This window comes from Sphingopyxis lindanitolerans, assembly GCF_002993885.1.
In the GTDB taxonomy this organism is placed as follows: domain Bacteria; phylum Pseudomonadota; class Alphaproteobacteria; order Sphingomonadales; family Sphingomonadaceae; genus Sphingopyxis; species Sphingopyxis lindanitolerans.
Genome location: NZ_CM009578.1, coordinates 3006514 through 3020897 on the forward strand (window position 1 = coordinate 3006514; position 14384 = coordinate 3020897).

A 14384-nucleotide genomic window follows, 5' to 3' on the forward strand; every position below is an offset into this window, starting at 1 on the left:
CGTGGCGATCGACGCCGACATGATCGACGGTTTGCGCGGCGCCGGTCTGGTGGGCGAGGGCGAGGTCGTCCTCGAACCGCTGGCCGGCGGCGTGTCGTGCGACGTGTGGAAGGTCGAGACCCTGGCCGGGCCGATCGTCGTCAAGCGCCCGCTCGAACAATTGCGCGTCGCCGCCGAATGGCATGCGCCGGTCGAGCGCGGGCAGAGCGAAGTGCGCTGGCTGCGCCGCGCGCGCGGCGTCGATGGCCGCATCGCGCCCGAGGTGCTGGCCGAGCTGCCCGTCGGTCACGCCTTTGCGATGCGCTTTCTTCCCGGCTGTCCGGTGTGGAAGGACGAACTGACCGCGGGGCGCGTCGAGGTCGATTTCGCGGCCGCGGTGGGACGGTCGATCGCTGCGGTCCATGCCGCGACCGCGAACAGTGCCGCCGATCGCGACGCCTTTCCGAACGACGCGATGTTCCGCGCGCTGCGCGTCGATCCCTTTCTGCTGTTCGTCGCCCAGAAGGACGCGGACTTCGCACCGGCGCTCTATGCGCTCGCCGACGACCTCACGTCGCGCAAGATCGCGCTCGTCCATGGCGACGTCAGCCCGAAGAATATTCTCGTCAGCGCCGAAGGGCCGGTGTTCCTCGATGCCGAGTGCGCGGTCTATGGCGATCCGGCGTTCGATCTCGCCTTCTGCGCCACCCATCTGCTGCTCAAGGCGGTGTGGCTGGGGGACGACCGATTGCAGCAGTCGGCGGCGGCGCTCGTCCACGCTTATCGCGCCGGGATCGATTGGGAAGACCCTGCCGACCTGCAACTGCGCGCGGGCAAGCTGGTCGCGGCGTTGCTGCTCGCGCGCGTCGAGGGCAAATCACCCGCACCCTATCTCACCGACCTCGAACATCAGCGCATCGTGCGCGATCAGGCGCGCGCGCTGCTGTTGGCGCCGACGCCGATCGACGCGCTGGTCGCCAACTGGAAAAGGAACCTCGCATGACGTCGCGCATCGCCTCCGTCACCGGCCGCCAGCTTTGGGATTCGCGCGGGCGGCCCACGGTCGAGGCCGAGGTCGTGCTCGAATCGGGCGCCGTCGGCCGCGCCATCGCCCCCGCGGGTGCCTCGCGCGGCGCGCATGAAGCGATCGACCTGCGCGACGGCGGTGAAGCGTTCGGCGGCTATGGCGTCAACGGTGCGGTGGCGGGGATCGGCGCCGAGATTGCGGGCGCGATCGCGGGCATGGACGCGCGCGATCAGGCCGCGATCGATCGGGCGCTCTGTGACCTCGACGCCACGCCGAACAAGGCGCGGCTCGGCGCGAATGCGATCGTCGCGGTGTCGATGGCGGTGCTGCACGCCGCCGCAGCGCAGGCGCGCGAACCGCTGTGGCGTTATCTTGCGGAGGGGCGCGAGGTGCGCGTGCCGCTTCCCGAAATCCAGATATTCGGCGGCGGCGCGCACGCCGGGCGGCGCACCGACGTGCAGGATTTCATGATCATGTGCCCCAAGGCGGGCAGTTTCCGCCGCGCGCTCGAGATCACCGACGATGTCTATCGCGCCGCGGGCAAGCTGATGGAAGCGAAGGGGCCGCTGTCGGGGGTCGCCGACGAGGGCGGCTGGTGGCCGAATTTCGCGTCGAACGAGGATGCGCTGGGCACGCTGACGAAAGCGATCGAGGCGAGCGGGCACCGCGCGGGCGACGAGGTCTTTATCTCGCTCGACATCGCGGCGAACGAGCTGGGCGATGCCGATGGTTATGATCTGGCGCTCGACGACCGGCGCTTGTCGGGCGAGGAGATGGCGGCGCGGATCATCGCATGGGCGAACGCCTATCCGATCCTGTCGATCGAGGATCCGGCGGGTCAGGACGACTGGACGACGATGGCGGCGGTAACCGCGGCGATCGGCGAGCGGGTGCAGATCATCGGCGACGATGTGCTCGTCACCAGCGCAGGCCGCGTCGAACGCGCGGGCGCGGCGGCGGTGTGCAATGCGGCGCTGATCAAGGTCAACCAGGTCGGCACGGTGACCGAGGCGAAGGCGGCGCTCGATGCCGCGGTGGCGCGCGGCTGGGGCGCGATCGTCTCGGCACGATCGGGCGAGAGCGAAGACGTCACCATCGCCCACCTCGCCACCGGCTGGAACGCCGGGCAATTGAAGGTCGGCAGTTTCACCCGTTCGGAACGCATGGCGAAATGGAACGAAATGCTGCGGATCGAGGAGGCGATGGGCGGCACGGCCGAATATGCGGGCTTTTCGGCCTTTTCCGGATCGATCGGACGGGTCGCGGCATGATCGTCCTCCACGCCCGGCCGAGCCCCGGTTTTCGCGACGCCGTCGATGCGATCTTCGGCCCCGGCGTCGTCGTCCATGTCGACGAAGCGGCGCCGCTCCACGCGGTGGCGGGCGAAATCCGCGCGCTGCTCCATGTTCTGACCCCGGTGACGGCCGATTTCATCGCGTCGGCGCCGAAGCTCAAGCTGATCCAGAAGCTGGGCGTCGGGGTGAACACGATCGCGCTCGATGCGGCGCGCGGGGCTGGTGTCGCGGTCTGCAACATGCCGGGCACCAACAGCCAGGCGGTCGCCGAAATGGCGCTGTCGCTGATGATGGCGGTGCTGCGCCGCACCTGCTTCTTCGACGCCCGCACGCGCAGCGGCGAAGGCTGGACCGCCGATCCGTCCGAACTCGACAGCGTCGGAGAGATTGGCGGCCGCACCGTCGGGCTCGTCGGCTTCGGCCATTCGGCCGGGCTGCTCGCGCCGGCACTCGCGGCGCTGGGGGCCAGGGTCGTCTATACCGCACGCAGCCCGGGCGACGTGCCCTATGAGTTTCTCCCGCTCGATCGCCTGCTGGCGGAGAGCGACATTGTTTCGCTCCACATCCCGTTGACCGACGAAACGCGCGGCAGCATCGATCCCTTTGCGATGAAAAAGGGCGCGGTGCTGGTCAACACCGCGCGCGGCGAACTGGTCGATGAGGCGCGGCTGGTCGCGGCGCTCACCTCGCGGCATTTGCGCGGCGCGGGGCTCGACGTCTTTGCCGAGGAGCCGCTGCCATGCGGCAACCCGCTGCTCGGCCTGCCGAACGCGGTGCTCGCGCCGCATATCGCCTGGCTCACGCCCGAAACGCTGATGCGCAGCCTGACGGTGGCGCATGAAAACTGCCGCCGTCTGGGGGCGGGTGAGGCGCTGCTGCATCGGGTGGTTTAGAGACTTGCCCCTTGCCGTCATTGCGAGGAGCGAAGCGAAGCAATCTCCAGCTATCGGCCTGGCGCAGGGCCGATAGGTGGAGATTGCTTCGCTTCGCTCGCAATGACGAAAAAGTCAGGATTTTGCACAAATGACTCTCCCCATCGTCCTTATCACCGGCCAGCTTTTGACCGACGCCGTCTGGCAGCCCTTGCTCGACGCCTGGACCGACCGCGAGGTGATCGTCGCCGACAACCGCAGCGACGACAAGATCGAGGGTTTCGCGCAGCGCCTGCTCGACCGTGCGCCGCCAAAGTTCGCGCTCGTCGGCCATGCGATGGGCGGCTTTATCGCCTTCGAGGTGGTGCGCCGCGCGCCCGAGCGCGTCGCGAAGCTCGCGCTGATTTCGACGCTCGCTTCGGCTGACGGCCCCGCGCAGACCGCGCGGCGGCAAGGCTATATCGACCTGGTGACAAGCGGGCGCTTCGACCAGGTCGTCGAGGAACGCATCCCGATCCTGTTTCCCGAGGAGAAACGCGGCGACGAACGGCTGCTCGGCATCGCGCGGCAGATGGCGGCGGATACCGGCGCCGACACCTTCCTTGCGCAACAGCGTGCGATCATGGCGCGCATCGACAGCCGCCCGCGGCTCGGCGAGATTGCGGTGCCTACCTTGCTGATCTGGGGCGAAAAGGACGGCATCACCAGCCGCGCGCATCATGACGAGATTGCGGAGGCGATTCCCGGGGCGCGGCTCGAGGTCGTGCCGGGGGCGGGGCATTTGCCGACGGTCGAGGCGTCTGAGGTGGTGGTGCCGTTGTTGACCGAGTTCATCGACGCCTGATTCCCCTCCCGCCTGCGGGAGGGGAGAAGGATTACTTCAACTCCGCCCGCACCATCGCCGCGCCGTCGACCATCGCTTTCAGCTTCGCCTGCGAATGTTCGCGGCTGTGATATTTCATCCCGCAATCGGGCGCGATCCACAGCCGCTCGGCATCGACGTAACGCAGCGCCTCGCGGATGCGGCCCGCGACGATTTCGGGGGTTTCGACCTCGGGGATCGACAGATCGAGCACGCCGTACATGATCGTCTTGGTCGGCAGCTCGGCGAGGATCGCGGGATCGAGCCCCGGCTGCGCGGCCTCGATCGAGATGACGTCGATCGCCGAGGCTTCGAGTTCGGCGAGGAAATCATAGGCCTTGGGCTTCGGCCCGGTCGCTCCCGCGCCGTGATGGACCATCGCATAGCCGAAGCAGATGTGCAGCGCGGTCGTTCCGTCGACCCCGTCGAGCGCGCGGTTGATCGCCTCGATCGCATAATATTGCGCTTCGCCCGCGCGCGCCTGCAGATAAGGCTCATCGAGCTGGACGACATCGACCCCCGCCGCGAACAGATCCTTGACCTCGGCGTTGACCGCGTCGGCATAGTCCATCGCGAGCGATTTTGCGTCGGGATAAAAGCCGTTTTCGGCCTGCTGCGTCATCGTGAACGGGCCGGGCAGAGTGAGCTTCACCGGCTTGGTTGCATGGCGGCGCAGGAAGGCGGCGTCCTGCGCCTCGATCGGCGCGACGCGGCGGATCGGGCCGGAGACGAGCGGCACCGGATTGGCGTTGCCGGTGCGGTCGATCGCGGTGCCGTGCTTTTCGCGGTCGATCCCCGACAAGGCGGTCGCGAGCCGGTTCGAATAGCTTTCGCGGCGCATCTCGCCGTCGCCGACGATGTCGATCCCGACCTCTTCCTGATCGCGGATCGCCATCAAGGTTGCGGCTTCCTGCGCGTCGGCGAGCCACGGTTCGGGGATGCGCCACAGCGTCTCGGCGCGGACGCGCGGGGGCAGGCTGGCCTTCAGCCGTTCGCGATCGATCAGCCAGTCCGGCTGGGGGTAGCTTCCGACGATCGTCGTGGGCAATATGGGGTGGTCGAACAAGGCCAATCCTCTCGATTTTTGGGCTGGTCAAGCATTTGCTTAGTATTCTATCTAATTCAAGTTCAAACCGAGTTTGGGAGAGAAAAATGATCGATCTGGAGGCGATCCGGACGCTGGCGGATATCCCGGCGGCACAGGCCCGCAAGCGCGGCGAGGCGGTCGCAGTGAAGTTCGGCGATCGTGAGACCAGCTTCGCCGACCTCGACGCCGGGTCGAATCGCGTCGCCAACGCGCTGCTCGCGTCAGGGGCGGCGCCCGGCGACCGCGTGTCGGTGCTGACCAAGAATCATGACGCTTGGTATCCGCTTTTCTTTGGCGCCGCGCGGGCGCGGGCGTGCCTTGCCCCGGTCAACTGCCGGCTCGCGGCGGGGGAGATCGCCTTCATCCTTGGCGATGCCGCGCCCAAGCTGCTGTTCGTCGGCGAAGATTTCTTTGACCTGGCGCTGGCGGCGGTTGCCGATCTGACCGACCGGCCGCGGCTGGTCGCACTCTATGGCGCGCATCCGGGGTTCGAGCCGTTCGATGCGTGGCTCGGCGATGCCGCTGCGACGCCGCCTGCCGACGAACCGCAACTCGCCGACGATGTGCTGCAACTCTATACCAGCGGCACGACGGGGCGGCCGAAGGGGGTGGTGCTCGCGAACAAGAATTACCGCCGCTTCCTCGAAATGGCGACCAAGGTCGACGGCTTTGCCTATGGCGAGGACGAGACGGTGATGATCGTCATGCCGCTGTTCCACGTCGCGGGGACCAATGTCAGCTTCTCGGGCCTTGCGCAGGGCGGGCGGCTGGTGCTGGTCAAGGATTTCGCCGCGGGCGATGCGATCCGCCTGATGACCGACGAGCGCGTCGCGCACGCTTTTCTGGCCCCGGCGATGATCCAGATGATGCTCCAGCAGCCTGAGGCGGATGCCGGCGATTATCCAGCGCTGCGTTCGATCGCCTATGGCGCCTCGCCGATCGCCGAGGATGTGCTGCGCCGTGCGCGGGGTACTTTCGGCTGCGACTTCGTGCAATTTTATGGCATGACCGAAAGCTCGGGCGGCGGCTCCTACCTCTCACCCGCGGCGCACGACCTGCCCGGCAAGCTCACCTCGTGCGGCCAGCCGTGGCCGCAGACCGAGATGGCGATCCTCGATGGCGAGGGCCGCGCGCTCGGCGACGACGCGATCGGCGAGATCGCGATCCGCGGCGACCTGGTGATGAAACATTATTGGAACCGGCCCGAGGCGACCGGCGAAGCGGTGGTGGGCGGCTGGCTGCGCACCGGCGACGTCGGTTATCGCGACGCCGACGGCTTTTACTTCGTCCACGACCGGATCAAGGACATGATCGTGTCGGGGGGCGAGAATGTCTATCCGGCCGAGGTCGAGAGCGCGATCATGGGTTGCCCCGGCATCGCCGACGTTGCGGTGATCGGCGTCCCCGACGACAAATGGGGCGAAGCGGTCAAAGCGCTGGTTGTCCGCACGCCGGGGGCCGAGGTCGATCCCGCCGCCGTGATCGGCTGGGCGCGCGAGCGCATCGCCATCTACAAGGCGCCGAAGAGCGTCGATTTCATCGACGCGCTGCCGCGCAACCCGTCGGGCAAGGTGCTGCGCCGCGAATTGCGCGCCCCCTATTGGGAAGGCCGCGACCGCGCGGTGGGGTAAGAAGCGGCCTTTGGGATAAACGTCGCCCCCGCGAAGGCGGGGGCCGCCATCGGCCTTGTCCTTGGCTGCTGCGTAAACCTCCAGCGGCCCCCGCCTTCGCGGGGGCGACGGCTGGCATCGCTCGCAACCGGCCGCCCGACCCCGCAAAAAAATGGCCCGGCACAGGGCCGAGCCGAGGGGGGTTCCCAGTGGTACCCTTGGGAATATTTATTCGGCCGGCACCGGCGTGCGGCCGGTGATCATGCCTTCGCGCCTGGTGCCGTCGGCCTGCACCGGATCGTGCGTGATGTCGCGTTCGTCGAGCGCCCGCGTCCAGGCGGCGAATTCCAGGCAGACCCCGTCGGGGTCGAAGAAATAGACCGACCGGACATAGACGTCCTCGTTCAGCTCGGCCGACGATTGGGTCGGCGAATTATCGTGGTTCAGGATCGGCGTGACCTCGACCCCCTTGTCGACCAGACGCTGGTAATATTCGTCGAACTTTTCGGCCCGGACGTTGATCGCGATATGGTTCATCGATCCGTGCGCCGACACGAAGCTGCCCTTGGTGGGAAGCGCCGCGGGGGCCGAGATGCCGGGGACCGCTTCGGGCGCATTCGGGAACCAGAAAAAGGCGAGGCTGTCGCCGTTGCCGATGTCGAAGAAGAAATGCTGACCGCGCCCGCCGGGCAGGTCGATCGTCTTGGTAAGCGGCATGCCGAGGACGTCGCGGTAGAATTCGACCGTCTTCGCCATATCCTTGCACACGAGCGCCAGGTGATTGACGCCGAGGAACTCGAACTCCTTATTGGGTGCAGCCATGATCCGTCTCCTTTATCGCTGTTTAATTGGGACCGGCGCTGGGGCGCGCCTTCATGCGTTCGTACCAGGCGGTGACATGGGTCGCGGCGGGGTCGATCGGCTGGCCGACCCCCGCGCCGAAATCGAGAAAGGCGAACAGCATCAGGTCGGCGAGCGTCACTGTGTCGCCGGCGATGAATTCGCGCCCCGCGATCAGCGGGTCGAGCCAGCGGATGCCGTCCTGCGCGATCGCCTTCAGCCCCGCCGCCGCGTCGGGCAGGCAGCGCATGCGCGGTTCGAACAGCGCCAGACCTTCGGCATAGCGGAAGCCGTTGGCGAGTGGCTCGCAGATCTTGAGATCGACGCGGCGCGTCCACATGCGCGTGTCAGCGCGCGCCTCGGCGGTCGTGCCGATCAGCGCGGGCTCGGGAAAGCGCTCTTCCAGATATTCGCAGATCGCGGTGACCTCGGTCAGCACCGAGCCGTCATCGAGCGCGAGGGCCGGGGTCTGCCCGGCGGGGTTCACATCGACATTATAGGGGGCGCGCCGGTTCTCGCCATCGCGAAGGTCGATGGTGACGGTGGGAATCTCGATGCCCTTTTCGGCCATGAACAGGGTCACGACGCGCGGGTTGGGGCCGACGCTATGATAGAATTTCATGCCTCTTCTCTCCGAGTCTTGCCTAGCTGATCGCGGCATAACTGTCAACTAGATTGACGGTCTATGGAGCGGCAGCCCCGGACGCGGCCAACGGAGCCGATAGAGGATGCCGTCGGGGGACGAGGTCACATAAGCGTCGCGCAGGTCGTCGCCGCCAAAAGCGATGTTGGTGATGCCGACGCCGGGCAAGGCCGCGAATTCATGCTCGCCCGCCGGGGTGAACAGGCTGATCCCGCCCTCGACGAGCGTGCCGACGCAGATGCGCCCGTCCTCTTCGACCGCGAGGCTGTCGAACAGGCGAAAGGCGGGCGGGGTGCCGACGAGGCGGCCGGGCATGAAGGGCGGGGGTGCGGCGAGTTCGCCCGGCGCGATGATCTCCATCGCCCAGAGCCGCGCGGTCATCGTTTCGGCGACATAGAGCGTGCCGTCATCGGGCGACAGGCCGACGCCATTGGGGCCGATCATCTCGGCGCGCTGGCGCGAGATGTGCGAGCCATCGGCGTGCGCATAATAGAGCGCGCCATGATCGCGGCCGTTCGCGCGGACATGCCCATGGTCGGTGAACCAGAAGCCGCCATGCGCGTCGAAGACGAGGTCGTTGGGCCCGTTCAGCGGCTGGCCGTCGCAATGATCGTAGAGCGTCGTCACCGCGCCGCTGGCCAGGTCGATGCGCTGGATCGACCCGCATCGCGCGTCATGCGCGGCGTGGATCGGCAGCAGCAGGTCGCCCGGCAACTCGGCCCATGCGAACCCGCCATTGTTGCAGACATAGGCGGCGCCGTCGGGGCCGATCGCCACGCCGTTGGGTCCGCCGCCGAGTTCGGCGACGACCGACACGCCGCCGTCGGCCGCGATGCGCGTCAGCGTGCCGCGCGCGACCTCGACGAGCAGCACCGATCCGTCGGGCATCGGCACCGGGCCCTCGGGAAAACGAAGGCCGCGCGCGACGACTTCGGGTTTCCCGAACCCGCTCATCGGCTGGCAGGGCGTGCGGGGCTGAGGAAGTCGGCGGCGCTGAAGCCTTCGGGCGCCGCGACCTCGACGATCGGATCCTCGCGCGCGTCATATTCCATGCGCAGCGCGCGGGTGATCACCGCGTGCATGTCGTAAAGGCAGGTGATGTAGGTGAATTCGAAAATCTGCTCATCGTCCCAGAAGCTCTTGAGCTTCTCGAATATCTCGAGCGGGACGCGCCCGCCCGCCTGGCTCAGGCAGTCGGCATAGGCGAGGACGGCGCGCTCCTGTTCGTCATAGCAATCGGCGACCTGCCAATAGGCGATGCCGGCAATCTTTTCCTCGCTGACGCCGAGGCCGCGCAGCGATTTGCAATGCTGCGAAAAGACGAACTGGCTGCCCTTGACCCAGCCGGCGCGGGTCTGGCCGAGCTCGCGCAGAACGGGATCGATCTTGCGCGCCGGGTGGCGATAGACCGCGAAACCGTCGACGGCGTGCTTGAAGATGTCGGGCGCGAGCGCGAACACCGTCCACCAGTCGCCGGGGGTGCCGGTCGCGGTGCCCGGCTCGGCGACCGGGTCGCGATCGCCGAACAGGCGATTATAATAAGCGACGACGGTCTCGTCGGTGACTTCGGCGCGGGGAACCTGGCGTAGGACGGGCATGGACTTACTCCTGAGAATTGATGAGGCGCTGACGATGGCCGTCATTGCGAGGAGCCGAAGGCGACGCGGCAATCTCCAGCCATCGGCATTGCGCGAGGTCGATGGCTGGAGATTGCTTCGCTTCGCTCGCAATGACGGGCCTATTTGAACGGTGGGCAGGCATCAGGCGTCAGCGAATTTGCGGAATTCGGCGACATGCGCCGAATCGAAATATTCGTCGAGCCGCGTGATCTTGCCATTCTCGACCTTGCAGATGATCGCGCAGGGCAGCCGGACGTCGCCGTCGTCGTGGACGCGCTTGCCCTTCAGCACATGCTGCTGGACGAAGCCGCCCGGAAAGGCGGTGAGCCGGCGGTCGGCATATTCGCGCTCCTTGATCCGCGCGACCATGCCGGTCAGCGTCTGCGCGGTCTGCGCAGGGGTGACGATCAGCTCGTCGGTGTTGTGCCAGATCTCGGCGTCGGGGGTGAAGCTGCTTTGCATCGTCCCGATGTCGCCCGCTTCGATCGCGTCGAAAAAGCGTGTCGCCATCGCGCGGATATCGTCTTCGCTGTCCATCATCCTCTCCTCTCGCTCATTCGGCAAAATCCCCTATTCGGCAAAATCCCCTATTCGGCAAAATCCTTGTCCAGGTGGCGCGTCATCGCGAACTGGGCGATCCCGGCGGCGACGGCGAAGGGGATGATCGCCATCAAGGCCCAACGCAGGCTTTCGTCGCCATATTCGGGTTTCAGCGCGTCGCTGATCATGCCGACGAACAGCGGGCCGAGCCCCAGGCCGACGATGTTGAACATCAGCATCAGGACGGCGGAGGCGGTGGCGCGCGAGCGCGGCGCGGTGAGATTCTGGACCAGCGCCAGCGCCGGGGCGACATAGACGATGCACGCGGCCATCGGGATCAGCATCAGCACGAGCGACCATTGCCAGCTATCGACGAGCAGCGCCGCGATGAAGGTCGGGACCAGCACCGCGGCGGCAATCGCGGGGATGGTGCCATAGGCGCGCGGCGACTGGCGCGCGGCGCGGCTGACCAGCCAGCCGCCGCCCAAAATGCCGATGCCGAAGGTGATGCCCGCGGCGGGCGCGAACCAGGTTGCCATGGCGCTGAGCGGCATGCCCTGGACGCGCATCAGGAAGGCGGGGATCCAGTTGAGCATGCCATAGCTGACGAAGGCCGCCATCCCGCTGCCGATCATCACCATGCGCAGCGAGCGGCGCTGCGCGAACATCGCGAGCGTCTGTCCGATCGGCAGCGCCGCATCGTCGGCCCCAGTCCGATCCATCTGGCCCCGCGCCGGTTCGCGCACCAGCCAGATGAGCAACGGCGCGACGATCAGGCCGACGCCGCCGATGACCAGAAAGGCGCCGCGCCAGCCGATATGGGCAGCCGCCCACGCGCCGAAGGCGGCCCCGACGAAGACGCCGAAGGGGCCGTTGAGCGTGAACAGGCCGATGACCAGCGGCCGCTGCGCCGGCGGATAATAGTCAGCGAGGACCGACAGCGACGGCGCGGTGCCGCCGGCCTCGCCCGCGCCGACTCCGAAGCGCATCGCCGCGAGCTGCCAGAAATTGGACACCATCCCGCAGGCGGCGGTGAACCCGCTCCACACGAGGCAGGCGATGCCGATCAGCTTGATCCGGTTCCAGCGGTCGGCGACCATCGCCATGGGAATCCCCATGGCAGCATAGAAAAGCGCGAAGGCAAGGCCGGTGAGCAGCCCGAACTGGGTGTCGCTGAACTGCATATCGGCGCGGATCGGTTCGACGAGGATCGACAGCAGCTGACGATCGACGAAGTTGATCGTGCCGACGAGGAAGAGCATCCCCAGCGCGACGTTACGGCGCAGCGCGAGGCCGCGGTCGGACGGTACGGCGTCCCGATCGAGGATGGTGGCCTCCGTCATGATGCTCCCTAAAATCAGCCGTTCTTCTTGTCGCGAAAATACTTAGGTATTTAAGCTTATCTGTCAACGTAGTTTACGGCTGGCGCGACACGAGCGATGCGCGTGCGGGGCGCGGGCATAAGAAAAGCCCTCCTGTCCGGCGGGACAGAGGGGCTTTCTTAGCAAAGGGCCAACGCCGGACGTCAAGCCCGGCGGCAGTGGATCAGAAGCTGGCGCCGAGCGTCAGGCCAAAGGTCCGCGGCGCGCCATAGAAGCGCTGGTTAAAGAATTGGGCGGTCGGCGTATAGGCCGACACATAGGTCTTGTTGGTCAGATTCTTGCCCCAGAGCATCGCCCGGAACCGCGCATCGGCGCTTTCCCAGCCGATCGAACCATCGACCAGCACGAAATCCCCGGTCCGTCCGCCCAGTTCGTTGGCGACCGACGAATAGAAGGTGCTGCGATATAGCGCCGCCGCACGGAACGACAGGCTGCCGGCGCTGCCGAGCGGCACGCTATAGTCGGCCGAAACCTGCGTCTGCCATTTGGGCGCGCGCACCAGCTTCAGGTTCGTGTGGTCGACATCGACCAGATAGGTGCCGTTCGGCAGCGTGGTGACGTCGCCGCAAGTGGACACCGGCACGGTCGGCGATGCCGACGGACCGTCGATGTCGGCACAAAAGTCGGTATATTTCGCGTCGAGATAGCCGACATTGGCCATCAGGCGGAAATTCTGCGTCGGTTTCAGCGTGGCTTCCAGCTCGAGCCCCTTGCTCGTCGCCGAACCGATGTTGAGCTGCGCCGTTTCCTGGCCCGATGCGACATTGGGATTGGGGAAGAAGACCCCGAATTCGAGCTGCTTGAACTTGGTGACGAAGCCGGTGAGGTTGAGGCGAAGCAGCCCGTCGAAGAAGTCGCCCTTGAAGCCGGCTTCGAACAGCTCCGACGTATTGTCCTCGGTCGGGCCCGCGGTGGACGGCGTCGCCGAGCGGGCGCCGAAGCCGCCACCCTTATAGCCCTGGCTATACCCGGCATAGACCATGACATCGTCGGTCAGGCGATAGTCGATCCCGCCCTTGAATGACATGCGGTCGCGATCATAGCCAAGCTTGAACGCCTTGCCCGTCGCCAGATTGGTGTTGGCGATCGCTTCCATTTCGGCCAGCGACTTGACCGTCGCGCGCGTGGTGAAAAAGGCAGGCGACAACAGGGTGCCGACCGGGTCGCGGAAATAATCCTTCGATTCCCAGCTTTGGCGGACGCCGAAGGTGATGTTCAGCCGGTCGGTGATGCCATAGATCGCCTGTCCGAACAGCGCCTTGGCCGTATTGCTCTGCGTCACGAAATCCTCGCTGCCGAATTTCACCGTCGGTGCGAGCAAGATGGGCAGCGTCGGGAAGGCCTGCGCCAGCTCGAAGCTCTGCTTCAGATAATAGCCGCCGAAGACGAGGTTGAGCCGCGACAGCGCGTCGTCCCGGTCCGAAAAATCGGATTGCAGGCGCAATTCCTGGCTGAACTGACGGTGCGATTGAACGCGGAATGTCGGGAAGAAAAAGACTTCCGACTGGTCGTAATCGCTGTCGTTGAAATCATCGGTTTCGATATAGCCGGTGATCGATTTGACCTGCACCGCGCCAAGGTCGAGCCCGATATTGCTGATGAAGCCGAGCTGGTCGGTGTCGTGATTGGTCGGGAAGTCGCGGCCGATGGTGAAGGCGCCGTCGTTCGGTTCCTCGAACCCGAAAACCTGCCACAACAGCTTGCTCCGGTCGGGAGCCGAGTCGCCGCCCGGCGCGCTCGAACGATCGCGGACCAGAAAGGCTTTCAGGTTGATGTCGAGATTGTCGGTCGGGGTAAAGACCACCGTGCCGCGCAGCGTCAGCCGGTCCTGCCCGCCGATCTTCTTGCCGTTCAGGCGGTTGGTGAAGAAGCCGTCATAGGTTTCCTTGTTGAGGACCAGCCTTGCCGCCAGCACGTCGCGGATGATCGGCATGTCGACTGCCGCGCGAGCATCCATGCGGCCGTAATTGCCGACGGTGACCTCGGCCTGCACGCCCCAGTCGCGGCCGGGGTTCTTGGTATAGGCGGCGATACCACCGGCGAGCGAATTCTTGCCGAACGAGGTGCCCTGCGGCCCGCGCAACACTTCGATCCGGTCGAGATCGAAGGTGTCGAGCATCGTCGCCACCGGCCGCGTGACATAGACTCCGTCGATCGAAATGCCGACCGGGCTTTCCTCGGTCGATTCGATGCCTTGTGCGCCCAGGCCGCGAATGAAGATCGCCGCCGAGTTGGAGAAGGTCGCCACCGGCTGGATGCTGACGTTCGGGGTCGAGGGCGCAAGGTCGGTGATGTCGCGCGCCGCGATCTTGGCCAGCGTTTCCTCGCCAAAGGCCGAGATGGCTTGCGGAACATCCTGCAGCGATTCATTCTTGAAGCGCGCGGTGACGATGATGTCGTTCGTATCGGTGGCGGTATCGGCCGGTGCGTCGGCCTGCGCCATCGCCGGTGCAGCGCTCGCCATCATCGCGATCGCCGCGACGCCGGACAGCAGAATCTGATTATGAGCCTTCATGTTCACCCTCCCATTGAGTGTTGCGCGACGGCACCGAAAAGAGGATCGGATCCGTCAATCTGATTGACCCTTAGTATACTAATGGTTTTATACTTGTCCATAGGCAGGAAAGA

At 66.1% G+C, this 14384-nt stretch carries 13 protein-coding genes; 5 read left to right on the forward strand and 8 right to left on the reverse strand.

All coding sequences use genetic code 11. The features are described from left to right. The first annotated feature begins 1 nt into the window (after position 1). From CVO77_RS14410 to CVO77_RS14425, 4 genes are all read left to right on the forward strand, one after another. The gene (locus CVO77_RS14410) at positions 2-982 is read left to right on the forward strand and encodes a phosphotransferase family protein (RefSeq protein WP_242445951.1); all 981 of its coding nucleotides are present in this window, start codon (positions 2-4) and stop codon (positions 980-982) included. Continuing rightward, positions 979-2277, forward strand: a complete 1299-nt coding sequence (gene eno / locus CVO77_RS14415; protein ID WP_105999632.1) for a phosphopyruvate hydratase — start codon at positions 979-981, stop codon at positions 2275-2277. The genes CVO77_RS14410 and eno overlap by 4 nt, the downstream gene beginning before the upstream one ends. Further along, positions 2274-3194, forward strand: coding sequence for an NAD(P)-dependent oxidoreductase (locus CVO77_RS14420; RefSeq protein WP_105999633.1), 921 nt, complete (start codon positions 2274-2276; stop codon positions 3192-3194). Before eno ends, CVO77_RS14420 begins: the two co-directional genes overlap by 4 nt. Positions 3195-3324: 130 nt before the next feature. Further along, positions 3325-4017, forward strand: coding sequence for an alpha/beta fold hydrolase (locus tag CVO77_RS14425; RefSeq protein WP_105999634.1), 693 nt, complete (start codon positions 3325-3327; stop codon positions 4015-4017). 31 nt (positions 4018-4048) lie between these two features. Here CVO77_RS14425 and CVO77_RS14430 read toward each other — a convergent pair whose 3' ends face one another. Further along, on the reverse strand, positions 4049-5107 hold the full coding sequence (locus CVO77_RS14430; protein ID WP_420822516.1) for a 5-methyltetrahydropteroyltriglutamate--homocysteine methyltransferase: 1059 nt from the start codon (positions 5105-5107) through the stop codon (positions 4049-4051). Between the two features lie 80 nt (positions 5108-5187). Here CVO77_RS14430 and CVO77_RS14435 point away from each other — a divergent pair, with 80 nt between their 5' ends. Next, positions 5188-6753, forward strand: coding sequence for a long-chain-fatty-acid--CoA ligase (locus tag CVO77_RS14435; protein ID WP_105999635.1), 1566 nt, complete (start codon positions 5188-5190; stop codon positions 6751-6753). Between the two features lie 207 nt (positions 6754-6960). On the opposite strand, the gene CVO77_RS14440 is transcribed toward CVO77_RS14435, so the two are convergent. The 7 genes from CVO77_RS14440 to CVO77_RS14470 all read right to left on the reverse strand — a co-directional run bounded on the left by CVO77_RS14440 (position 6961) and on the right by CVO77_RS14470 (position 14271). Beyond that, entirely contained in the window at positions 6961-7554 is a 594-nt protein-coding gene (locus tag CVO77_RS14440) for a VOC family protein (protein ID WP_105999636.1), read from the reverse strand. Positions 7555-7576: 22 nt separating this feature from the next. Beyond that, complete coding sequence (locus tag CVO77_RS14445; protein ID WP_105999637.1) at positions 7577-8194, reverse strand: glutathione S-transferase family protein; 618 nt, start codon at positions 8192-8194, stop codon at positions 7577-7579. A 48-nt stretch (positions 8195-8242) separates the two neighbouring features. After that, positions 8243-9169 (reverse strand): SMP-30/gluconolactonase/LRE family protein, encoded by a 927-nt coding sequence (locus CVO77_RS14450; protein WP_105999638.1) that lies wholly within the window; start codon positions 9167-9169, stop codon positions 8243-8245. Then, the gene (locus tag CVO77_RS14455; protein ID WP_105999639.1) at positions 9166-9813 is read right to left on the reverse strand and encodes a carboxymuconolactone decarboxylase family protein; all 648 of its coding nucleotides are present in this window, start codon (positions 9811-9813) and stop codon (positions 9166-9168) included. The genes CVO77_RS14450 and CVO77_RS14455 overlap by 4 nt, the downstream gene beginning before the upstream one ends. A gap of 162 nt (positions 9814-9975) precedes the next feature. Then, complete coding sequence (locus CVO77_RS14460; protein WP_158258076.1) at positions 9976-10371, reverse strand: nuclear transport factor 2 family protein; 396 nt, start codon at positions 10369-10371, stop codon at positions 9976-9978. A gap of 50 nt (positions 10372-10421) precedes the next feature. Next, the gene (locus CVO77_RS14465; RefSeq protein WP_105999641.1) at positions 10422-11717 is read right to left on the reverse strand and encodes a spinster family MFS transporter; all 1296 of its coding nucleotides are present in this window, start codon (positions 11715-11717) and stop codon (positions 10422-10424) included. Positions 11718-11919: 202 nt separating this feature from the next. Beyond that, a complete protein-coding gene (locus tag CVO77_RS14470; protein WP_105999642.1) occupies positions 11920-14271 on the reverse strand; it encodes a TonB-dependent receptor in 2352 nt (783 codons plus the stop codon). Positions 14272-14384 lie beyond the last annotated feature (113 nt).